The sequence below is a fragment of the Bosea sp. BIWAKO-01 genome (assembly GCF_001748145.1).
Classification (GTDB): domain Bacteria; phylum Pseudomonadota; class Alphaproteobacteria; order Rhizobiales; family Beijerinckiaceae; genus Allobosea.
This window is the reverse complement of the sequence record NZ_BCQA01000001.1, coordinates 5,518,149-5,539,402: the sequence shown is the minus strand read 5'-3', so window position 1 is coordinate 5,539,402 and position 21,254 is coordinate 5,518,149. Positions and strand designations below refer to the sequence as shown.

Here is a 21,254-nt window from a genome sequence, read left to right as displayed (position 1 = left end):
TTTCCCCATGTTCTATGTGCGACGAATGCGTCTGCGCGTGTGGAGTGTCAGGTCAGCAGCATGATGATCACCATGCCCCAGATCGTCAGAAGGGTGTTTCCGACCGCGTAGGTCACGGTGTAGCCCAAGGCCGGGACCTGGCTGCCTGCGGTCTCGCAGATCATGCCGAGCGCAGCCGTGGTGGTGCGTGCGCCGGCACAGGCTCCGAGCAGGATGGCCGGATCGAACCGGAAGATGTATTTGCCGGCGAACATCGCCAGGATGAGCGGGATCGCGGTGGCCAGTGCACCCCAGAGGAAGAGGCCAAGGCCTTGCGTCTGCAGCCCCTTGACGAAGCCGGGGCCAGCGGAAATTCCGACGCACGCGATGAAGATGTTCAGGCCTACCGAGTTCATGAACCAGACGGTGGAACTTGGGATGCGGCCGAAGAGCGGGCGCACGGAACGGAGCCAACCGAAGACCAGGCCGGAAATCAGCGCGCCGCCGGCTGTCGAGAGGGTCAGCGGGACACCGCCGACCTTGAACACGAGAGCGCCGATCAGCGCGCCAAGGGTGATGGCCGCACCGATGAAGGCAACATCGGCGACGTCGCTGGCACGGTCGGGATGGCCGATGACCTTGCCGACGGCGGCAATGTCCTGGGTCCGGCCGACGATCGTCAGGATGTCGCCACGATGGATCACGGTATTGGCAAGGATCGGGATGCTGGTGGCGGTTGCGCCCCGCACGATCTTCCGGAGGAAGACGCCGCGCGCCTGCGGCATATGCGCAATTTCCGCCAGCGTCTTGCCGTCGACATCCTTGCTGGTGACGTAGACATCGACACCCTCGGCCTTGACGTCGAGGAGCTCGGCATCTTCGACCTCTTCGGCGGCCTGGCCGATCAGGTTGACGAGAACCTCCCGCGGGCCGGCAATGGCGACGATGTCGCCCTCCTGCAGAATGGTATCGGTGGTCGCGTCCTCGATGACGCCATTGCGGCGGATACGTTCGACGAAGACCCGCGCATCGGGAACCAGCGCCTCGGCATCGACAGCGCGCATGCCGGCAACCCTGGCGCCGCTTCGCACCTTGAAGGCGCGCAGCTCGAAGCGCCGCCAGACCGACCCCGGACCGCCAAGCTCCTTGTCGCCGCCGAGCCGTGCCTCATAGTCCTTGCAGGCCTGGACGAGGTCGATGCCGAGAAGCTTGGGCCCGAGCTGGGCGAGGACGACGGCGGATCCCACCGTGCCGAAGATATAGGTCACCGCATAGGCGATGGGCATCGCGTCGAGCAGTTCCTTCGTCCTTTCCGGCGGGAGGCCGAGGCGATTGATCGCATCTGTGGCCAGGCCCATCGAGGCCGAGATCGTCTGCGAGCCGGCATAGAGGCCCGCAGCGTATCCAGGATGATAGCCGGCTATCTTTGCGATGATGACCGGTATCGCGAGGCAGAACACGGTGACGACGACCGCAAAGATCGCCTGGGGCGCGCCGTCCTTGGCGATGCCGCGCACGAATTGCGGACCGACACCGTAACCGACGGCGAACAGGAACATCAGGAAGAACGTCGATTTGACGTTCGGGGAGATCGTGATCCCGAGCTGGCCGATGAGGACGGCGGCGATCAGGGTGGAGGTGACCGCTCCCAGGCTGAAGCCCTTATAGGAGAAGCCGCCGACATAGTACCCGATCGCCAAGGATAGAAAGAGCGCGATCTCCGGATAGCTGCGAAGCGTACTGGCGAACCATTCGAACATGCCGATCTCCCTATTTGGCGGCCTAGTACTGCCGCGCTTTCGCTGGCGTGGGCGCCTAGGAAGCCCGCTATTTCTTGCGAGCCTTTTCGTGATTGGCGCTCTTCTTTCCGGCGAGCACGTCTGTTTTGAGCAGTTTCAGGCCCTTGGCCTTCTCGTAGCCATGGATCTCCTTCACATCGAGCTTGCGCATGAAGGTGATCGTTTCCTGCGTGATGACCTGGCCGGGCACCATGATCGGGAAGCCGGGCGGGTAGGGGATCACGAAATTGGCCGAGACCATGTCCGGTCCGTCCTTGAGGCGCCGGTCGCATTCCGGGCTGTCGATCGGCAGATACTCGCACTGCTTCTCGGAATAGGCGGCGAAGAACGCGGTGCGGATGTCACCTTCCGGGGTCTTGTCGCCCGCGTCCTGCCGGAAGAATTCGTGGAAATGGCTGAAATTCGGCAGGTCGGGCACGTCCTTCATCAACGCCTTGACGCGCGCTGCGAAGGCCTTCTGCTCGGCCTCGCCACCGTGCTTGAGCCTTGTATCGATGCTTCCACAGATCTTCAGGAGCACGCTGATCAGAAGCGCGACATCGCTGCGCGTGTTGTTGATGTTCGATTGCAGCAGCACCGAGTTTCGCGAGGTCTTGTTGACCTGGATGTTGTATTCGGAGGCAAGCAGCCCCTTGAAGCTGGTGCCGTCGAAGCCCGCCGTGCCGCAGACCAGGGTCATGCGGGTGGGATCGAGGCAGAACTCGTCCTCCCGCATGCTGCGCAACTGATCGTCCCAGCGGGTTCCCGGCGCCAGGAAATCGACGAAGCCGCTGGAGCGGTATTCCTTGGGCACCATGCCGTCGGCGCCGACGATGCTGAAATACTTGGAGATCAGCGGATGCGAGTTGATCTCGCGGCGAATGTCGAGCGCGACCTCGATCGCGTTCATGACGAGCCCGTAGCCTTCGAGCTCCATCTGGCGGCGGGCGACATCGAGACTCGCGATCAGCTGCTGGTTCGGACTGGTCGAGGCATGGGTGAAGATCGCCTCGTGGAACTGAGCCTCGATCGTGTGGAAATCGACATCCCTCACCAGCACCATCGATCCCTGGCGGATGGCCGACATCGACTTGTGGGTCGAGTTGGTCTGGTAGACCCGCAGGCGAATGGCGCGCGGATCGGGAATGAGGCGCGTCTGCAGCAGCTTGTCGGCTGAGGGCGCATTGCCGAGTTCGGCGCGCTGCTTCTCGAACTGTTCGATTGCGCCTTGCGTCTGCGCCCAGGCTTCGATGTCGGCGGCTGCTCCCATGCCGGTCCGGGGCCGGAGGAAGGGCGACCAGCGCGCGAAGCCGAACCAGGCTTCATCCCAGAGGAAGATCAGGTCGGGCTTGATCGCCAGGCATTCCTCCATGACGCGCCGCGTGTTGTAGATGTGGCCGTCAAAGGTGCAGTTGGTGAGATCGAGCATCTTCACCCGGTCGAGCCGTCCCTCGGACTTCAGGTCGAGCAGCGCCTTCTTGATGGTCCGCAGCGGGACCGCGCCATACATCGAGAATTCCGCCATCGGGAACGCCTCGACATAGAAGGGCTGCGCCCCGCTCAGGACCAGCCCGTAATGATGCGACTTGTGGCAGTTGCGGTCGAGGATGACGATGTCGCCCGGAGCGACCAGCGCCTGCAGCACCATCTTGTTCGAGGTGCTGGTGCCGTTGGTGACGAAGAACGCGTGCTCGGCGCCGAAGGCCCGGGCCGCCATGTCCTGCGCCCTTTTGATGTTGCCCGTGGGCTCCAGCAAGCTGTCGAGCCCGCCCGTCGTGGCGCTGCTCTCCGCCAGGAAGAGATTGATGCCGTAGAACTGCCCCATGTCGCGGATCCAGGGCGATCGGAAGACCGATTTACCCCGCGCGATCGGCAGGGCGTGGAACGTGGCGATCGGCCTTTGCGCGTAGAGCTTGAGATTGTCGAAGAAGGGGGTCTCGAAGCGCGCCTTGATGCCCTCCAGCAGCGAGAGATGGAGTTCGAGCGGCTCCTCGATCTGGTACATGATCCGCCGGATGATGGCCGCACGGGGATCGCCGGCGAGCTTCTCCACCCGCCGGTCGGACAGAAGGTAGATATCGAGCTCCGGCCGGATCGCCTTCAATCCCGCAGCCAGGCGCAGCGACAGATCGGCCTCGTCCGACTCCAGCAGCAAGGGGTGCTGGGTGGCGAGCACGTTCCTCAACACCGGGGCATCATGGCGAGAGCGCAATGCGAAGCCCTCGTAGATCGCGACCGCCGCAATGTCCGGGTTCAGAATGGCGGCGCAGACGGCGTCCTCCAGGCTTCCGACCAGGACCGATTCATAGATGAAGGCATCTTCCTGCCGCCGCAGCCGGCGGAATTCGGAGGCGATATGCGGCCAGCGAGCCGCAGGCGCGGGAGTGACGGTCAGCAGCTCGAAATAGGGCCGGTATGCCCGCGTTTCGCCAAGCGCCGGCGGCAGCACGTCGGCGGGGTCCGGCAAAGCAAGGTCGGCCTTCTGCCATTCGCCAGCATCTTGCTTGTAGTTGCCTGTGATGATGTCGAGCGAGATGCGCTTGGCCAGCGCGAGAAAGCCGGGCTTGTCGTCGTTCTTGAGCCGCTCGCGCAGCGCCGTCATGAGCTCCGTGCCGGGAAAGGCATGGAATTCCTCGAGCACGGCGAGGTCTTCGAGGGCCGACTCGACCGCCGCTCGCTTCGCGTCCCCATTGGCCCAGGATCTTGCGATGGAATGAAGGTCCCGCCACCGATCATGGCGTCCGGACGGTGCGGAGAAGAAATGGTCGATCGAGCGCGCGTCTTTGGCAGAGCTGGACATTCCGGTTCCTTCCCTGGCTGAATGAGGTCGAGGTTCAGGAAACCTCCGATACCCTCCGACGCAGTGCCCCGCGGGCAGGCCCCGCCGGCGCCGGCCGGCGCTAGAAAATTCCAGGTTGAGAACAGCACAATGACGAGCGTCGGCGTATTGTCCTTAGGGACAGGTTCTTGTTGCGAGGAATCCGCTAGAATTCACGGGGCAGGTCGGAACGCATTGCGATATCCTGCGTGGGTATATGCTGCGACTCCAAGTCGATAGGCAGATACGGTTTGCGTGGCAGCTTACCCGGATCCGTGCACGAATTGATCGTGGAGGCTTTGATGATGAGAAAGCTGATTCCCCTTGCAGCGTCTGTCGTAATCGCCGCCGCGGTTCTTGCCGCAACGGTCGTATTCGTTGCCGCGCAGACCGTCGGATCAGCGAATTCATGCAACAAGATCAATGGCTGCCAGTGGGATTTCATCTACGAACAGCAGATGATGAAGCAGACCGGCCTCATGACGAAAGCAATGGAGGAGGCTCGCGCCAACAAGGAAGCGTTCGAGCGACTGCGAGAGTGGGAGCGCACCCATGGCGCCGCACCGAGCAACCTGCGGTAGCGACACTTCGAATTCGATATCCGGAGCCGACAGCACGGCTCCGACCTTCCGGCAGAATGCCTTTGCGCGGTGTCCGTGCCCCAAAGGACCAGACATCAGGAGAGCGCGATGATTCTCCAGATCGTCCTGACGGGCGTGTTGGCCCTGGGCGTCCCCCTCCAGTCTCTTGCGCAGGCACAGGCGCAGGCGCCGGTGCAGCCTCCCGCCGCTTCGCCAGGCGCAGCCGTGACGCCGGCAGTCCTGCCGGTCGATCAGACGCTGCTTGCGGCCGCCCAGCTCGACGCGCTCCTCGCCCCCGTCGCGCTTTATCCGGACACCCTGCTTGCCCAGGTGCTGATGGCGTCGACCTATCCGCTCGAAATCGTTCAGGCCCAGCGCTGGGCCGCCGAGAACAAGAAGCTCAAGGGAGATGCCCTCAAATCAGCCGCCGAGAAGCAGGGCTGGGACGACAGCATCAAGGCTTTGGTCGCCACGCCGTCGGTGCTCGATATGATGAGCAAGAACCTCGAATGGACGCAGAAGCTCGGCGACGCGGTTCTCGCTCAGGAGCCCGACGTCATGGATGCGGTTCAGCGCATGAGGTCGCGGGCGTATGACAACAAGAAGCTCTCCTCGGGCGCGCAGCAGACGGTGACCGTGCAGCAGGAGGGACCGAAGCGGACCATCGCAATCGCTCCGACCGCACCGGACACCATCTATGTGCCGTACTATGAGCCCAGCGTCGTCTACGGCTCCTGGCCCTACCCGGAATATCCACCCTACTACTTTCCCTACACGGGCTACATCGCGACCGGCGTGATCGCGACAGGGCTCGCCTTCGGAGCCGCCTACGCGCTCGGCCGCTGGGCGACCGGCGGCTATTGGGGCGGCAACATCAACTGGAACAACAACAACATCAATATCAACCGGGATCGCGTGTCCCACTGGCAGCACAACCCTCAGCATCGCCATGGGGTCAGATACGGCAATTCGTCGGTCCAGCAGCGCTTCGCAAACACCAGCCGCCCCGGCAGCGACGGACGCATGGACTTTCGCGGGCGGGACGGAAACCAGGTCATCCAGCGCCCTGACCGGCCCAATGCCGGCGACCGCCCGAACGCCGGCAACCGGCCCAACGCCGGCGATCGCCCGAACGCCGGCAACCGGCCCAACGCCGGCGACCGCCCAAATGCCGGCAACCGGCCCAATGCGGGGGGAGGCAGCGCGCGTCCTGATCGGGGCCCCGGGAACCGTCCCGCCACTGCCGACCGGGCGCGCCAGAATCGTCCGAACGCTCAGAGGCCGGCAAATAGACCCGCACAGGCCAACCGCCCCGCCAATCGCGGCAATGTCAACCGGGCTGCGCCGCGCCGAGACAACGCCTTCGGCAATATGCAGCCCGGCAGGGCCGCCAGTCTGCAGTCGGCGCGTGGGCAAGCGAGTTTCGCGCGAGCAGGCGGAGGACCTCGCGTTGGAGGTGGCGGCTTCCAGGGCGGTGGTGCGCGCATGGGCGGTGGCGGCTTCGGTGGCCGAGGCGGCGGCGGCTTCCACGGCGGTGGCCGAGGAGGTGGTGGCCGAGGCGGTGGCGGCAGGCGTTCCGACATCGCGCTCAAGGATCACATTATCGAGCTCGGTCGGCTCCAGAGCGGAATCGGGTTCTATCGGTTCACCTATCACGGCAGTGACAAGCGCTATGTCGGCGTGATGGCGCAGGAGGTCCAGCAGGTCGTGCCAGACGCCGTGATACGGGGCCCCGATGGTTTCCTGCGCGTGTACTATGAGCGGATCGGTGTACGCTTCCAGACCTATAATCAATGGCGGGCGTCCGGTTCGCATCTTCCGAGCGGTGCCATTCCCCATGAATGCCGGGCGGCCGCAGAATGCAGCGCCGATTTCCCGGAGATGTCCGGAGGTGCGATGCCATGACGGGCTCAATCTGGTTCTTTCGACGTTGGATGGCCGTCGCAATTGCGGCCGGCACCCTTGCCGGGGTCTCAACGGCGAGCGCCCAGCAGGCTTTCAAGACGCCGGAAGCAGCCGCCGCTGCCCTGGTGGAAGCCGCCCGCACCAGCGCGACGGGGCCGATGCTCGGCGTGCTCGGGCTCAAGGGGCGAGACATCGTCTTTTCCGGCGATGAGGCCGCCGACGCGGCGGACAGGGAGCGCTTCCTCTCCGCCTATCAGGAAAAGCACCAGGTCACCGTCGATGGCGACAAGGCGACATTGATCGTCGGCCAGAACGACTTCCCGTTCCCGATCCCGCTCGTGCGCAAGAACGGTGACTGGCGGTTCGACACCGAGGCCGGGCGCAAGGAAATCGTGGCCAGGCGCCTCGGGCGCAATGAGCTCGATGCCATCCAGGTCAGCCTGGCCTATGTCGACGCCCAGAACGAATATGCCAGCAAGGACAGAACTGGCGCGGGTGTGGGCTCCTATGCCCAGCGTGTCGCGAGCCGGCCGGGGAAGCGGGACGGCTTGTACTGGGGCACGGGGGCAGGGGAGGAGGCCAGTCCGCTGGGCGCGCTCGCCGCGCAGGCCGAGCGCGAAGGCTACAAGGGCGGGCAGGGCAAGACGCCCTATCATGGCTATTTCTACAAGATCCTGAAGCGTCAGGGGCCTGCTGCGCCGGGCGGCAGCATGGACTATGTGGTCGGCGGCAAGATGATTGGCGGCTTCGCCCTGCTCGCCTATCCCGCTGAATACGGCAACTCCGGCGTCATGAGCTTCATCGTGAACCAGGACGGAACGGTGTATCAGAAGGATCTCGGCCCCAGGACGAGCCGGCTCGCCACGCGTATTCGCTCATACGATCCCGACAAGACCTGGGAGAAGGTTTCGGTGCCGCAGAGTTGATGGCAGTCCACCTGGCGGACGCGACCGGGAATGGCTTTGGTGCCGATGATGCCGGACAATCGCGAGGTCGAGCTGAAACTCATTCCCATGAGTGGGGACCTCGAGCACTATGCCCGGGCGGCCAAGGTGTTGGGGACAGCTGGGAAGAGCAGGACGCGGCGCCTGAACTCCGTCTACTTCGACACTCCCAAGCTCAAGCTGCGGCGCAAGGGCTACTCGCTTCGCATCCGGCATGACGGCCGGAAGAACATCCAGACGGTCAAGTCGAGTGGCGCCGGAGCGATCATGCGCGGCGAGTGGGAATGCGTCGTCACGGCTGATGCACCGTCGAAGGATACGCTCGCAGGGACGCCTGTGGGCGATGTGCTGGGCGACCGCGGATTGAGCAGCTTGCGACCGGTCTTCAGCACTCAGGTCAGCCGCAGGACCTTCGTCATCATGCGCCCCGATGCGACTGTGGAACTGGCGCTCGACATCGGAGAGATCCAGCGCGACGACCGGTCGTTGCCGATCTGCGAGGCCGAGCTCGAGCTCGCAAGCGGTACGCCGGCTGCGCTCCTGAACTGTGCCCGTGATCTGGCATCGGTCGTGCCCTCGCTGCCGGTCTTGTCGTCCAAGGGCGAGCGGGGCTTCCGGCTGATGGCGGATTTCCCGCAGAACGCCGTCAGCGAGCTGTCCTTCGACGTCACGCCGGACATGAGCACGAAACAAGCCATCCAGAGCGCGTTCTCCACCTGCTTCGCCGGACTCTTCGATAATTTTGCCTTGCTCGCGGCGGCCGGCGACGGAGAGGCGCTGCACCAAGCGCGGGTCTGCATTCGCCGGATACGGGCGCTCGCTTCATTGTTCGAACCGGCCCTGCAATGGCGAGGTGAAAATGACCTTTCGCCACGGCTTCGCTGGCTGACCCAGTTTCTCGGCGCATCCCGCGAGGTCGATGTCCTCTGCGAGACCGTCCTGGCCACGCTTGTCATGAGCCATGGCAACGCGCCGGGCGTTGCGGATCTGAGGGCGGTCTTTGAAGCCCGGAGTGCGCACGCTCGCGAGGCGGCGATCGCCTATCTGAAATCGCCGGCAGTCCTGGACCTCAGCCTCGACCTGCTCGGCGCGCTGGATGCCGCGCTCGCGCGAACCTCGCCGACGCCGGAGCAGACCGAGCTGCTCCAGATGCCGATCGGCCGCTATCTGAGGCACGAACTTCGGCCGCGGCTGAAGTCGTTCCTCAAGCGCTGCCGGCACATCGAGCGGCTCGATCCACCCGAACAGCATGAGGCGCGCGTTCGCGCCAAGAAGCTCCGCTACATGATCGACCCCTTCGGTGCGCTGCTGCCCCGGCGAAGCTTCTCCGGCCTCATCGAGCCTCTCCAGACAATCCAGCGCGTCCTTGGCGACCTCAATGATCGCAGGACCGGCGAGGCCTTGCTCCGGAGCTATGTCGAGGAGGTGCTGGGCGGGGACAGCGGCAGCGGCCGCCTTCTCTTTGCCGCAGGCCTTGCAACTGCGCTCTGCCGCACCTCCGACACCAAGGACGTGATGGATAGCGCAGCGTCTGCCCGCTCCTCGCTGCAGCGGGCCGATCTCGATTTCGACGAGGGGAAAGATCCCGATCCGGCATAGCCCGTTCCGGCGAGCCTCCGGGCTCGGCGGAACGGGCGCAAGGGAGCAACGATGTTCGGTCGCCTTCCAATCCTGAGCGGCTTCTCCGGCTTCTCGCCCGACTGGCTGCGTTTTGATGTGACCGCAGGCCTGGCGGTGGCCGCGGTCGCGATCCCGAGCGCCATTGCCTATCCCGCGATCGCAGGGCTGCCCGTCGAGGTGGGGATCTATGCGAGCATCCTGCCGCTCGTCGGCTACGCGCTCTTCGGCCCCTCCCACAAGCTCATCCTCGGCCCCGATGCGGCGACCATGACGGTGCTCGCCGCGGTCATGGCCACGCTGCCGGCCGCCTCTCCCGAAGACCGGGTCGCCACGGCTGCGGCACTTGCATTGGCTGTCGGCATCCTCAGCATTCTCGCCAGCACCGTCGGGCTTGGCGCCATCGCGGCCTTCCTGTCCAGGCCGATCCTGATAGGCTTCATCAGCGGCATCTCGATATCGATCATGGTGGGCCAGATCGGCCGGTTGACCGGCGTGAAGATCGATGCCGACGGCCTGCTGGCTCCCGTCCTGGAATTGTTGCGAAGATCGGACCTGATCCATTGGCCTTCGGTCACGCTGGGAGCTGTCATGCTGGCGCTTCTGCTGATCCTGCCGCGCCTGCGCTTTCCGATCCCGGGGCCTCTCGTCGTCGTCGTCGTTGCAGCGATCGCCTCCTATCTGTTCAATTTCGAGGGGATGGGCATCAAGGTCGTCGGCAGCCTGCCGAACGTGCTCCCGGCCCTGTCGTTTCCCACCGGGACTGCTTTGCCGCTGCGCGAGCTCGTGCTCGGCGCGGGGGCCATATGGCTCGTCAGCGTCAGCTCGGGGCTGGTTAGCGCGCGCAGTTTCGGGGTGCGCGGCAATTTTGCGATTGATGCGAACCGCGAGCTCGTCGGCATCGGTGCGGCCAATATCGCGTCTGGACTGTTCAGCGGGTTTCCCATCACCGTCTCGGATTCGCGAACGGCGATAAACCTCTCGGCCGGCGCGCGTTCGCAGCTGTCTGGGTTGGTCGCGGCCGGCGCTCTGACGGCGCTGCTGCTCTATCTCAATCAGGCCCTCCGTATCCTGCCCGTGCCGGCACTCGGCGCCATTCTCGTCTCTGCGGCCTTGAATCTCATCGACCTGTCCGGCTTGAGGGAAACCTGGCGGATCAGCCGGGTCGAGTTTGTCTTTGCGCTGATCAGCATGTGGGGAGCGATCAGCCTGGGGGTGCTGAGCGGCGTGGTGATCGCCATAGCCGGGACGCTGCTGCATCTGCTGCTGAAGGGCATGCGACCGCGCGATGCCTTGCTCGGGCGCGCTCCCGGCAGGCCGGGCTTCTACAAACTGCATCGGGTGCAGGAGGCGCAACCCGTTCCCGGACTGGTGATCTACCTCGTGCAGGGCAGCGTGCTGTTCTTCAACGCCGAATACGTCAAGGCCCGGATTGAGAGCCTTGTCGACGCGGCGCCGCCGGGGACGCGCTGGCTCGTGATCGATGCCAGCGCGATCGCCCAGATCGATTCAACCGCTGCAGTGATGTTCGACCAGTTGCGAAGAGCGCTTGCCGAGCGCGGCGTGACGCTGGCGTTCGCGGAGCTGCACCGGGATCCGATGGATATTCTCAGGCGGTCAGGCTTCGTCGATGCGCTTGGGCCAGGGCTGATCTTCGACGAGCTTCAGGATGCCGTCGGGGCCTTTGAAGCCGAGCGGCACGTCATTCCAGCAGGCGCGGGGACCTAACTGGTCGCACGCGAGCGGGCCTCCCGAATGAGGATGTCGACGCTGACGATGAAGACCCAGACCGGGAAGATGATCACGGTCCAATCCATGAATTGACTGCCGATCAGGATGATGGCGGCGGCAATGTACCCGATGATCGCCGTTACGCGTGCGGCAATCCCGGTGCGCAGGACGATCGTCGAAGCCGTCATCAGGAAAACGCCCGCCATTTTCAGTGCGTAGATGCTGGTCAGATGGTAGGCGAGCGACCTTGCCAGCATGAAGGTCACCGATCCCGGCATGTCCCGGGGAAGCGCGGAATAGGCGATGAGGATGGCTCCGATCGATGAAGCGGAGACGAAGAGAAGGCCGATGAACAGAAGGCCGCTTCCGAGAAAGACCGTCGCAAAGAGCTTGTCTTCGGCCGCCCCCATCCGGTCGCGGAGGACGCCGACGAACCACAGGAACGCGATGCCCGCGAACGGGATCAGGTTGAGTGCGAGCGCCACTTTCCAGGATTGCGGGCCGAGCCAGTCGCCAGGGTCCCGCGGGTCCAGCCGCACGGTGTCGAGGAGCAGGAAGAGCGAGGTCAGCAGCAGCACCGAAAACAGGATCCCGGCCGCGGCGGCAGCTCTCGGGGTCTTCAGACCCTTGGCCGGATGCTGGTCTAATCCACTCCGTGCGGGGTCGGTCGTCATCGCCATGCAACCTCGTTTCTTGGGCAACCTCGTTTCTTGGGACTGCCGCCGGCTCGTGCATCTCCGGGAAGCGCACCGTTTCGTTCGGCGCCACCTGTCCCCGTGACCGTATCCTTCGAGCTGCACGGACGTGATGCAAGGCGTGCGGGCTCTGGCGAACCGGTTGCCCGTCCTTGCTAGGAAATCAGACCCAGCTGCTCCGCGGACAGGACAAGCTCGGCTATCGAGCGGGCGGCCATCTTTTCCATCACATTGTGCCGGTGAGCCTTGACGGTGCGGATGGTGGTTCCGAGTTCGTAGGCGATCTGCTTGTTCATCCGGCCTCTCGCCACGAGAACGAAGACCTCGCGCTCCCGTGGGGTGAGGCTGCCGAGCCGGAGCGCTCGCAATACGGCGCCATCGCCATCGTGCCGGGTGCGGCGACACCGTGCCAGGGCCCGGTTTATCGCATCGAACAGCACGTCCTTGCTGACCGGCTTTGTCAGGAAATCTTCTGCGCCGGCCTTGATCGTGCGGACACTGGTTGGAATGTCGCCGTGACCGGTGAGGAATATCACGGGCAATCGCGATCCGGCTGCATTCAGGCGAATCTGAAGCTCAGGGCCGCTTACGCCCGGAATGTCGACGTCGAGCAGAATGCAACCGTCAGTTCCTTCGTCGGGAAGCTGGTCCAGGAACTCGGCTCCGGTGCCGTATGATTTCGCCTGGAAGCCGGACGCTTCGAGCAAGCGGACCATTGCGGTTCTGAAGGACGTGTCGTCATCGACCAGGTAGATATTGGCTGGCATCAAGGCCCCTCATGTCTTCATGGCGGGGAGATGGATATGGAAGGCGACACCGCCATCATCGCGGTTGGCGACCCAGATCCGCCCGCGATGCGCGAGAATGATCCTCCTGCTGATCGCCAGTCCGAGGCCCAGGCCGTCGGCCTTTGTGGTGTAATATTCATCGAAGACCTTCTCCAATGCATGAGGCGGCACTGAAGGTCCGTAGTTGATGATGGATAGCTCGATGATGTTTGGTCCACGGGCTACGCTCCTTGCGACGATTTCCTGTCGGGAGCTGCCATGGCCGATCATGGCATCGAGTGCGTTGATAGTGATGTTGAGGATCACCTGCTGAATTTGGATGGCGTCGGCCGCAATCTCCGGAAGTCTCTCGTCCAGCTCTGCTTTCAGGACGATAGCGTTTGCTGCAGCGCGGCCGGAAACGAGCCGGAATGTATCGCGGATGCAGCGATTGAGATCCATCGTCCGTGCGGGCGTTGGTGTCGGTCGGATCATGTTCCGCACGCGGTCGATGATCTCGACCGCGCGCATCTCGTCCCGCTTGATGTCCGCGACGATGTCCTGAAGGTCCGCGATGCTGGGGGCTGCTTTCCTAAGGATGATCTCGGCCGCTTCGGTATTGATGAGGATCGCGCCGAGCGGCTGCTTGAGCTCGTGCGCGATGTACGCGGACATTTCTCCCAGGGAAATCCGCCGATCGACCGCCACGGCTTCGGACTGGAACCGACCTGCCTCCCGCTCTGCAGCAGCGCGTCGTTGACGTTCGAAGAGCAGCAGGACGATCAGGACTGCCTGCAGGAACAGCGCGATCGAGAACCCTGCGATCGGCCAGCCGTACTGCTCCCAAGCCGTGGGCTGACGCGCGACCATGTCTGCGTATCTGATCGCATTCGAGACCTCGCCCGGTCTCGAGCCGAGGACGAAGTTGAGAAGGAGGCCGGAGATCACGGCCAGCGCGAGGACCCCACACAGGATCAGGTATCGGTGCCGGACAGCACGCAATGCCGCCGCGGCGGCCTCCGCTCCCGCGGGAAGTCGAACGCCCAGTGCCGCCTCGGAGCGCTGCAATGTGGCCTCCCTGTCGCTGCCTTACCCGTTGCGCTTCAGCAGGTCTCCGCGACCCAGTGCCTTGCGAAGTTCGTCTCCTGGTGGTCGTCCAGTTTCCCGCGCTTCGGCAGCTTGATCTTCTCGCGCGGTAGCGCCTCGTAGGGAATCGAGGACAGGATATGGGAGATGATGTTCAGCCGGGCGCGGCGCTTGTCGTCGGAGTGCACCGCAAACCACGGCGCCCAGCTCGTATCGCTGGCCCGGAACATGTCGTCGCGGGCCTGGGAATAATCATTCCAGCGGCCATAGGATTTCAGATCCATCGGCGACAGTTTCCAGATCTTGCGCGGGTCGGTGATGCGCTCCTCGATACGTCGCGTCTGTTCCTTCGGACTGACCTCGAGCCAGTACTTCAGCAGGATGATGCCGGATTCGACGATGACCTTCTCGACGCTCGGGACCGCGAACAGGAAGGCCTTGGCCTGTTCTTCCGTACAGAACCCCATCACCCTCTCGACGCCGGCGCGGTTGTACCAACTGCGGTCGAAAATCACGACTTCGCCGGCCGCCGGCAGATGCGGCAGATAGCGCTGGACATACATCTGGGAGCGCTCGCGCTCGGTCGGCGGGGGAAGCGCAACGACGCGAAAGACCCGGGGGCTCACCCGTTCGGTGATCGCCTTGATGACGCCGCCCTTGCCGGCGCCATCACGGCCTTCGAAGAGGATGCAGATCTTGGCGCCGGTATGCTTGGCCCATTCCTGGAGCTTGACCAGTTCGCCGTGATACTCCTTCAACTGGCGCTCGTAGGGCTCTCGCTTCATGGCCTTGCTGACGGGGGCATCCATGATCACGCACTCCGTTTCGGTCAGGACCAGGCCAGGAAGAATGCAACGTCGCCCGGCAGCCCGCCGGGCCAGTCGATGATCATCGCGCGCAGCCGATAATTCGCGGGCTTCAGATGCTCCCTCCAGAATTCATAGGCCTGGCGCGGCCGGCCGGTGAGGGTGGTGGGCCAATCCGGCTCTGAATTGTTGAGCGCACGGCCCTTGTCGTTGCACAGCGCGCTCGGGAACCGCATCACCATGACCTCGCGCTCGCCGCGCTCGGCGGCCGCGCGCGTCTTCACTGCGAGGTTGTGCTTGATCCGGGCAATCAGCTCCGCGTTGACCTCGACCTCTTCCCGAAGCGTCTTGACCAGCTTCTGGCGTGCCTCCTCGGCCTTATCCATGGCACCCAGCATCTTGGATGCCTTCGCCATCTCGATTTCTGCCATGTAGGCATTCAGGTCGTCGGCCGACATGAAACTCTCGTCGGCGAGAATGTTGGTTTTCACGCCGTGCGCCGCGGTCTGGGACATTGCCGTCTCCTCTCCGGTCGAAATCGCGATTTGCCGCCTCGTCAAATACCGTCTGGTCGACCAAGGGCTTCCCTGAGCTCGGTTTCGAGGCTCTCGATGAGCTGTCGGTATTCGATGCAGCGCGCCTTGCGGACGGGCAGCAGCGAATTCTCCCACTCCGCGAGGGCCCGTTCGGCCTCAGCCAGGTCTCCGCATAGCGTACGAAAACTCTCGCTTCGGAGTGCTCGTTCCTTGATCGACCTCCCATGGGCCGGAAGATGCCGAATGGCAGCCAGCACGCCCTGATCCATCGCAACGGTACTCCCGCCGATGAGCGCTACAGTGCGACCACTATGGAGAAAGATCGCGCCTGCGGGAGTAACTAACGGGAGGCTACGCCCGCCGGGCGACCGCAAACGACGCGTGCGGCCATTAAGACCTGGTCGACGGGGGCGGGGCTTGCGGCGGATCGAGCGGCGTTCTGGCCACTGGACAACGTCGTGCGGGCGTAACCTCCCGTTAGTTACTCCCGCTCCCCTGGGCCGTCGCCTATCGTTGCGCCTTCACCGAAGCCCCGCTCCCAGCCGCGGCCGCAGTGACGGAAGAAGCAGCTGCCAGATGGGCGAACCCGGAGGCCACACCGTGTCGACATTGAAGAACTGGTCGCTTGCCTTCGCCCTCGTTGCCGGCGTGGCCTCCTGGTCCGGCAGCCAGCCGGCTACAGCGCAGACGGTCATTGTCGCTGGCGTCGGCCCGGCAGCCATCGATGAACTCAATGTCAAGGTTGCGGCAGTCGACCGGCCCAATCGCACGATGATCGTGCAGCAGCGACAACATCGCTGGCTCGTCGAAGTGCCCGAAGTGTTCGGAGATCTCTCCAAGGTCAAGGTCGGAGACAATCTCGAGATCAGGCGCATCGACGGGGCGATCGCAGCCGTGACCAGGGGCAAGAAGGGCCTCAAGCCCGGCATCCGGTACTCCGAGGGCAAGTCGGATGCGGTCTTCCAGAACCTCCCCTCACGGTTTGTGACCCGTACCGCGACCGTGACGGCGAAGTTCAACGGCTTCGACCCCGCCAAGAAGATTGTCACGATCGACGGTCCGGATGGTCGGCGTTCCCTACCGGTTGCGGACCCCGTCCTTGCCGCTGATCTGCAGAAGCTGAAGCGCGGCGACATGATCGAACTCGTCTTTACCGAGGCGTTCCAGGTGACGCTCAAGTAACCGCGCCGTGCCTGACACGGATACCGTTGCGAAAGCGCTCAGGGTCGGATGGGGAAGTCATGGCGTCGCCGAACATTCATCCCGCTGCCCCGCACTATTTGCCGCCTTTCATCACGGCTCCGGGCGAGACCGACTATCTCATGGTCGCCATGGCGGTGCTCCTCCTCGTCGCGGTCCTGACGGTCGGCATCATCTTCTTTCGGCTGCACACCTTGCCGGAACGGATGGCCCACAAGTCGCAGAAGCTCCAGTTCGAGATTGTCGCGGTCCTCGGGCTTCTGGCGCTGTTCACGCATGTCCACCTGTTCTGGGTGGCGGGGCTCCTGCTGGCGCTGATCGACTTGCCTGACTTCTCCGGCCTCTTCGGCCGCATGGCTCATGCTCTCGAGCGAATTGCGGGTGTGGCGCCCCGCCGTGGCGGCTCGACGACCGAGCAGCCTGCCTCGACCGATCCCCATGAAGGTCCGGTCGATCGCACAGCCGAGGTTCATGCGCCGCCGAAGGAGCCGACCCATGCTTGAGCTGATGTTCTGCTCGCTTCTGACGATCCTGCCCGACTACCTCTTTCGCCGCTACGGTCAGGGCAGGCGCATCGGCAAGGAGATCACGCTCTACTCGGTCTGGTTCGAATTGCGCTGGGGCATCACGGCCTGCGCGATGCTGACCATCGGGTTGATCACCGTGATCTTCTACAATCACCCCTCGACCTCGAATGCGGCCCTGTTCTTCAGAACGGTGCCGATTGTTCCCGAGATCAATGGACGGGTCGCCGAGGTCTATATCCGGGGCAGCGGCAGGATCGAGAAGGGCGCACCCATCTTCCGCCTGGATAGCAGCCGGCAGGAAGCTGCAGCAGAAACCGCCCGCCGCAAGATTGTCGAGACCGACGCTGCCCTTACCGTCGCCCGCTCGGAACTCGCCTCGAACGAATCCAAGATCCAGGAGGCGAGGAGTGACCTGCAGCAGGCGCAGGACGAGTTGCGGACCAAGCAGGAATTGATGCGACGGAACGCGAATGTCGTCGCGCAGCGTGAGATCGAGCGGCTGGAGGTTATGGTGGCCGGGCGAGAAGCGGCTGTGAATTCTGCCATCGCGGCGCGCGATACGGCGCAGATACGGATCTCGACACTGCTCCCCGCGGAAAGGGAAAGTGCTGTGGCGGCTCTGGCTCAGGCTCAGGCCGATCTTGACAAGACGGTTGTCAGAGCAGGTGTGACCGGACGCGTTGAACAATTTGCCCTTCGTGTTGGTGACATCGTCAACCCGCTCCTGCGCCCGGGCGGCGTGCTGATCCCCGAGGAGGCGGGGCGATCCTCCCTGCAGGCGGGCTTCTCCCAGATCGAGGCGCAGGTCATGAAGGTGGGCATGGTTGCCGAGGCCACCTGCATTTCGAAGCCCTGGGTCATCATTCCGATGGTCGTGACCGGAGTGCAGGACTTCATAGCAGCCGGGCAGTTTCGCGGCGGCGAGCAATTGATCGATGTTCAGCAGATTGCCAGGCCCGGCACGATCCTGACATTTCTCGAGCCGCTTTATCCCGATGGTCTCGACGGGGTGACGCCGGGCAGCAGCTGCATCGCCAACGCCTATTCGAGCAATCACGATCGCATCGAGTCAAAGGAAACCGGCTCCGTCAAGAAGGTCGTGCTTCATGCGGTCGATGCGGTCGGGCTTGTTCATGCCATGCTGCTGAGAATCCAGGCTCTCGTTCTGCCCATTCAAACACTGGTTTTCACCGGGCACTGATCCGGCGGTTCTCTCACCGATCGATCGACTTCACTCGCGCCTGCAATGCGCGCAACTCGCGGCCCTTGGCTCTCGCAGGGCATAGCGGCCGCACGAGATCCCCATAAAAATGGTGGCCGAACGCGTCGGGCGGGCGTAAGCTCCCCGCGCGCTTCTTAAATTTGTTACGGATTTCAGACCTGTACGTGGAGATATTGGTCGGGGGAGGCCAAGTCCATGCAGCGCAGAGATTCTGGCAGGGCCTTTCTGAGTTCTGACGGAAGCGGCCCATCATCTAGAGATATTATGGAACAACTTGAACTGATCCTGGCAAGTCCGGAGTTCAAGGTATCCGATCGGATCAGGCGGTTTTTAAGCTATGTTACCAGTGAGACGCTTGCGGGCCGGGCCGAGCGCATCAAGGCCTATTCGATCGCGACCCAGGTTCTGGGCCGGGACTCACATTTCGATATTCAGAATGATCCCGTCGTGCGCATCGAAGCCGGGCGTCTCAGACGCGCGATGGAGCGCTATTACTTTGTCGCGGGGCAGGCCGATCGCGTGCTCATCGAAATTCCGAAGGGCGGCTACGTTCCGCATTTCTCATGGCGCTCGCTCGATCCATCGGTCGGGCACGAGCAGAGGCCGCAGCACGCGGCTATAGCCGTCTCGGCCCGGCCGAAGCCGCGGACACCCTGGGTCTGGGCGCTGATCGGCGCCATGGCGCTGGTCGTCGGCGGCGTCGGGATGAGTCAGGTCTGGCGCAACGATCGGGCGGTCGACCCGGTCCGGCCAGCCCTTGTCGTGGCGCCCTTCGCCAATCTCTCGGCTGGCTCCGAGGCCGGGCTGCTGGCAGCGGGCATCACCGAAGAGGTGCTCGTCCAGCTGGCGAGGTTCAAGGAAGTGTCGGTCTATGTGCGGGAGTTGCCGGGCAAGACGACGTCCGCGCTCCCCGCACCGGAGGCCGGAGGCAGGCCGGGCAGGGCGTTCGTCCTTGAAGGCAGCATACGCACCGCTGACGGAAAGCTCCGGGTCTCCAGCCGCCTGCTCGATGGCGCTACGGCGGCGATCCTCTGGTCCCGGGCGTATGATGCGGATTTGCGCGTCAGGGACATCCTGGGCGTCCAATCCGATATCGCCGCCAAGGTCGCGACAGCCGTCGCCCAACCCTATGGGATCATGTTCGATACCTCGCAGATGAAGGCGGAGGACGGCAGGCCCGAGAGCTTCGATGCCTATCAGTGCATGCTCCGCTTCTACCGGTACAAGCAAAGCCTGGGTCAGGACGAGCACATCGCGACGCGGCAATGCCTGGAACAGACGACTGCACTCTATCCCAATTATTCGACGGGCTGGGCCATGCTGTCCTATCTCTATCTCGACGAGGACCGCTTCCAGCTGAACCGCCGGCCAGGACTCCCGGATGCGATCTCCAGGGCCCGCAGCGCCGCACAGCGCGCTGTCGAGCTCGATCCGGAGAATGTGCGGGCTCAACAGGCTCTGATGACGACGCTGTTCTTCAACCAGGAGCCGACCGAGGCTCTACGGATCGGGGAGAGGGCGCTGGCTCTCAACCCGAATGACATGGAACTGCTCGGGGAATATGGCAGCCGCCTCGCGCAGGCAGGTCAGTGGAAGCGCGGCTTTGATCTGCTCGATGAAGCGGTTGCAAGAAATCCGGTCCGATCGAGCTACTATGTCGGGATGCAGGCGCTCGCGGCCTATATGCTGAATGATGATCAGATGGCGCTCTCATTGATCCGGCGGGCGGATCTCGCCAGCTTCTCGCTCTATCATTTCGTGGCCGCACTCATCTATGCGCGCGCCGGCCTTGATGCAGAGGCCACCGCGAGCAGGGCGCAGTTTCTCAAGCTGCGTCCCGACTTCTTCGCCAATCTCGATGCGGAGCTCGCCAAGCGCAATTTCAACGAAAGGGATCGCGCCGTCCTGATCGAAGGTGCCCGGCTCGCCGGCTTTCCGCTCCGGCAGCGCCTAACCCATGCAGATTAGGCCCTCGCGGCGCGATATTCGACTGGGGAACCCTCGGCACGGCGCTCTGTCAACTGCGGGTCGGAGGCGAGCAGCTGAAGGCGATGCCACTCTACAAAACCCTGAGCGAAAAGAGATACGGCGGAGAAATCTGGGGCACTGATCTTTCAAACGCGGGCTCTTTGTCAGTAAGATGCGAGAATTCGCCGCAGAGGGTGAAATCGAACATAGGCGTACACTGTGCCCCAGGGTGACGAATAGATACGGCTCGCGCGGCAACCTGCGAGGTTCAATGCGCGGACCGAGCGTGGAGGCTTTGAGATGAGCAAGCTGATCACCCGCGCAGTGTTGCTGGCAGGGACACTCGTACTGGCCGCCTGGGTTCCTCTGCCCAGTCAGGCTTCGTGCAACAGCCCCAAAGGCTGCACGATGGATGACATCTATGAAAGCTACGACATGATGCAGAGCGGCAAAATGCAGAGGGCAATGGACGAAGGACAGGCGAATGTCGCGGCGTTTCATGCGTTGAAGGAGTGGGAGCTCACGCATAGCGAAGCGCCCGTCCACCACCACTCGTGATGACCGCTCGTATTCGCCCTCTGAGCGACCCGTTCTCGCGCTGGACCCGTTCTCGCGCTGGTTTGCCAGTTAACGCGTCACCGGGACCATTGTCATAGAGATCCTGGATCGATGGCCCGGAGGCGGCGGCCTTTGACAGGAGCTGGAAGCCGGCGGACTTCGAAGAGGTCAAGCCTGACTTGCGGTGTCTGGATCCGCGCCTTGGCGAACAGGATGAAACCACCCCCCTGCGGTAGCGCGAAGCGCTCGCCGCAGGGCACTTGGGTTTCGTTACGTTAGGTTGATTGTGAACAGCTAGTCACAATCGTTATCGATCCGTTAATTTCACGTTGGTTGCACGGCAACGTGCGTGCTAACCCCAAAAGAAAATGCTGTCTTCTGGGGGCTTTCTGTGCCGATTTCATGTAACTATCAGGTGCTTTCTGCGCCTGTGATCTCGTTTTTGCCTGTATTACCTTACGGCCTGAAGGCGATATCGAGGGCGCTGCGTTCAACCACGTCTGTCGCGAGTTTGCTGTCCGCCTGTATTATTGCAG

At 63.5% G+C, this 21,254-nt stretch carries 17 protein-coding genes; 10 read left to right on the top strand and 7 right to left on the bottom strand.

What is annotated here, in order from left to right; genetic code table 11:
* Positions 1–47: 47 nt before the first annotated feature.
* Positions 48–1,739: an aspartate-alanine antiporter gene (gene aspT, locus BIWAKO_RS25855; protein WP_069881095.1), complete on the bottom strand. Its 1,692-nt coding sequence runs from the start codon at positions 1,737–1,739 to the stop codon at positions 48–50.
* Between the two features lie 67 nt (positions 1,740–1,806).
* The gene (locus tag BIWAKO_RS25850) at positions 1,807–4,557 is read right to left on the bottom strand and encodes an aminotransferase class I/II-fold pyridoxal phosphate-dependent enzyme (RefSeq protein WP_069881094.1); all 2,751 of its coding nucleotides are present in this window, start codon (positions 4,555–4,557) and stop codon (positions 1,807–1,809) included.
* A 293-nt stretch (positions 4,558–4,850) separates the two neighbouring features.
* Here BIWAKO_RS25850 and BIWAKO_RS25845 point away from each other — a divergent pair, with 293 nt between their 5' ends.
* The 5 genes from BIWAKO_RS25845 to BIWAKO_RS25825 all read left to right on the top strand — a co-directional run bounded on the left by BIWAKO_RS25845 (position 4,851) and on the right by BIWAKO_RS25825 (position 11,350).
* Positions 4,851–5,156, top strand: a complete 306-nt coding sequence (locus BIWAKO_RS25845) for a hypothetical protein (RefSeq protein ID WP_069881093.1) — start codon at positions 4,851–4,853, stop codon at positions 5,154–5,156.
* A 108-nt stretch (positions 5,157–5,264) separates the two neighbouring features.
* Positions 5,265–7,061, top strand: a complete 1,797-nt coding sequence (locus BIWAKO_RS25840; protein ID WP_069881092.1) for a DUF3300 domain-containing protein — start codon at positions 5,265–5,267, stop codon at positions 7,059–7,061.
* Positions 7,058–7,987 carry a DUF2950 domain-containing protein gene (locus BIWAKO_RS25835; protein ID WP_069881091.1) on the top strand — a complete coding sequence of 310 codons (930 nt, stop codon included), beginning with the start codon at positions 7,058–7,060 and terminating at the stop codon, positions 7,985–7,987. Before BIWAKO_RS25840 ends, BIWAKO_RS25835 begins: the two co-directional genes overlap by 4 nt.
* Positions 7,988–8,017: 30 nt before the next feature.
* The gene (locus tag BIWAKO_RS25830) at positions 8,018–9,604 is read left to right on the top strand and encodes a CYTH and CHAD domain-containing protein (protein ID WP_069881090.1); all 1,587 of its coding nucleotides are present in this window, start codon (positions 8,018–8,020) and stop codon (positions 9,602–9,604) included.
* A 51-nt stretch (positions 9,605–9,655) separates the two neighbouring features.
* Positions 9,656–11,350, top strand: a complete 1,695-nt coding sequence (locus BIWAKO_RS25825) for a SulP family inorganic anion transporter (protein WP_069881089.1) — start codon at positions 9,656–9,658, stop codon at positions 11,348–11,350.
* Here the strand turns inward: BIWAKO_RS25825 and BIWAKO_RS25820 are convergent.
* The 5 genes from BIWAKO_RS25820 to BIWAKO_RS25800 all read right to left on the bottom strand — a co-directional run bounded on the left by BIWAKO_RS25820 (position 11,347) and on the right by BIWAKO_RS25800 (position 15,222).
* Positions 11,347–12,033, bottom strand: a complete 687-nt coding sequence (locus tag BIWAKO_RS25820; protein ID WP_244523546.1) for a hypothetical protein — start codon at positions 12,031–12,033, stop codon at positions 11,347–11,349. The two genes, BIWAKO_RS25825 and BIWAKO_RS25820, sit on opposite strands and share 4 nt — an antisense overlap.
* A gap of 170 nt (positions 12,034–12,203) precedes the next feature.
* On the bottom strand, positions 12,204–12,815 hold the full coding sequence (locus BIWAKO_RS25815; protein ID WP_069881088.1) for a response regulator transcription factor: 612 nt from the start codon (positions 12,813–12,815) through the stop codon (positions 12,204–12,206).
* Between the two features lie 9 nt (positions 12,816–12,824).
* On the bottom strand, positions 12,825–13,685 hold the full coding sequence (locus BIWAKO_RS25810; protein ID WP_141740235.1) for a sensor histidine kinase: 861 nt from the start codon (positions 13,683–13,685) through the stop codon (positions 12,825–12,827).
* 233 nt (positions 13,686–13,918) lie between these two features.
* Positions 13,919–14,710 (bottom strand): polyphosphate kinase 2, encoded by a 792-nt coding sequence (gene ppk2 / locus BIWAKO_RS25805; RefSeq protein WP_069882787.1) that lies wholly within the window; start codon positions 14,708–14,710, stop codon positions 13,919–13,921.
* A 20-nt stretch (positions 14,711–14,730) separates the two neighbouring features.
* Positions 14,731–15,222: a hypothetical protein gene (locus BIWAKO_RS25800; RefSeq protein ID WP_069881086.1), complete on the bottom strand. Its 492-nt coding sequence runs from the start codon at positions 15,220–15,222 to the stop codon at positions 14,731–14,733.
* Between the two features lie 621 nt (positions 15,223–15,843).
* Between BIWAKO_RS25800 and BIWAKO_RS25790 the strand changes: the two genes are divergently transcribed.
* The 5 genes from BIWAKO_RS25790 to BIWAKO_RS25770 all read left to right on the top strand — a co-directional run bounded on the left by BIWAKO_RS25790 (position 15,844) and on the right by BIWAKO_RS25770 (position 20,718).
* Positions 15,844–16,425 carry a hypothetical protein gene (locus tag BIWAKO_RS25790; protein WP_141740234.1) on the top strand — a complete coding sequence of 194 codons (582 nt, stop codon included), beginning with the start codon at positions 15,844–15,846 and terminating at the stop codon, positions 16,423–16,425.
* Positions 16,426–16,484: 59 nt separating this feature from the next.
* Positions 16,485–16,946 (top strand): hypothetical protein, encoded by a 462-nt coding sequence (locus tag BIWAKO_RS25785; protein WP_069881083.1) that lies wholly within the window; start codon positions 16,485–16,487, stop codon positions 16,944–16,946.
* On the top strand, positions 16,939–18,171 hold the full coding sequence (locus tag BIWAKO_RS25780; RefSeq protein WP_069881082.1) for an HlyD family secretion protein: 1,233 nt from the start codon (positions 16,939–16,941) through the stop codon (positions 18,169–18,171). The genes BIWAKO_RS25785 and BIWAKO_RS25780 overlap by 8 nt, the downstream gene beginning before the upstream one ends.
* 285 nt (positions 18,172–18,456) lie before the next feature.
* Positions 18,457–20,160: an adenylate cyclase gene (locus BIWAKO_RS25775; protein WP_244523545.1), complete on the top strand. Its 1,704-nt coding sequence runs from the start codon at positions 18,457–18,459 to the stop codon at positions 20,158–20,160.
* Between the two features lie 300 nt (positions 20,161–20,460).
* Positions 20,461–20,718 (top strand): hypothetical protein, encoded by a 258-nt coding sequence (locus tag BIWAKO_RS25770; RefSeq protein WP_069881080.1) that lies wholly within the window; start codon positions 20,461–20,463, stop codon positions 20,716–20,718.
* Positions 20,719–21,254: the final 536 nt, after the last annotated feature.

What these genes read in the sequence shown, in the direction of transcription:
- aspT (WP_069881095.1), bottom strand. Translation starts at nt 1,739, where the DNA reads ATGTTCGAATGGTTCGCCAGTACGCTTCGCAGCTATCCGGAGATCGCG.
- BIWAKO_RS25850 (WP_069881094.1), bottom strand. Translation starts at nt 4,557, where the DNA reads ATGTCCAGCTCTGCCAAAGACGCGCGCTCGATCGACCATTTCTTCTCC.
- BIWAKO_RS25840 (WP_069881092.1), top strand. Translation starts at nt 5,265, where the DNA reads ATGATTCTCCAGATCGTCCTGACGGGCGTGTTGGCCCTGGGCGTCCCC.
- BIWAKO_RS25835 (WP_069881091.1), top strand. Translation starts at nt 7,058, where the DNA reads ATGACGGGCTCAATCTGGTTCTTTCGACGTTGGATGGCCGTCGCAATT.
- BIWAKO_RS25830 (WP_069881090.1), top strand. Translation starts at nt 8,018, where the DNA reads ATGGCTTTGGTGCCGATGATGCCGGACAATCGCGAGGTCGAGCTGAAA.
- BIWAKO_RS25825 (WP_069881089.1), top strand. Translation starts at nt 9,656, where the DNA reads ATGTTCGGTCGCCTTCCAATCCTGAGCGGCTTCTCCGGCTTCTCGCCC.
- BIWAKO_RS25820 (WP_244523546.1), bottom strand. Translation starts at nt 12,033, where the DNA reads ATGGCGATGACGACCGACCCCGCACGGAGTGGATTAGACCAGCATCCG.
- BIWAKO_RS25815 (WP_069881088.1), bottom strand. Translation starts at nt 12,815, where the DNA reads ATGCCAGCCAATATCTACCTGGTCGATGACGACACGTCCTTCAGAACC.
- BIWAKO_RS25810 (WP_141740235.1), bottom strand. Translation starts at nt 13,685, where the DNA reads ATGGTCGCGCGTCAGCCCACGGCTTGGGAGCAGTACGGCTGGCCGATC.
- ppk2 (WP_069882787.1), bottom strand. Translation starts at nt 14,710, where the DNA reads ATGGATGCCCCCGTCAGCAAGGCCATGAAGCGAGAGCCCTACGAGCGC.
- BIWAKO_RS25800 (WP_069881086.1), bottom strand. Translation starts at nt 15,222, where the DNA reads ATGTCCCAGACCGCGGCGCACGGCGTGAAAACCAACATTCTCGCCGAC.
- BIWAKO_RS25785 (WP_069881083.1), top strand. Translation starts at nt 16,485, where the DNA reads ATGGCGTCGCCGAACATTCATCCCGCTGCCCCGCACTATTTGCCGCCT.
- BIWAKO_RS25780 (WP_069881082.1), top strand. Translation starts at nt 16,939, where the DNA reads ATGCTTGAGCTGATGTTCTGCTCGCTTCTGACGATCCTGCCCGACTAC.
- BIWAKO_RS25775 (WP_244523545.1), top strand. Translation starts at nt 18,457, where the DNA reads ATGGAACAACTTGAACTGATCCTGGCAAGTCCGGAGTTCAAGGTATCC.
- BIWAKO_RS25770 (WP_069881080.1), top strand. Translation starts at nt 20,461, where the DNA reads ATGAGCAAGCTGATCACCCGCGCAGTGTTGCTGGCAGGGACACTCGTA.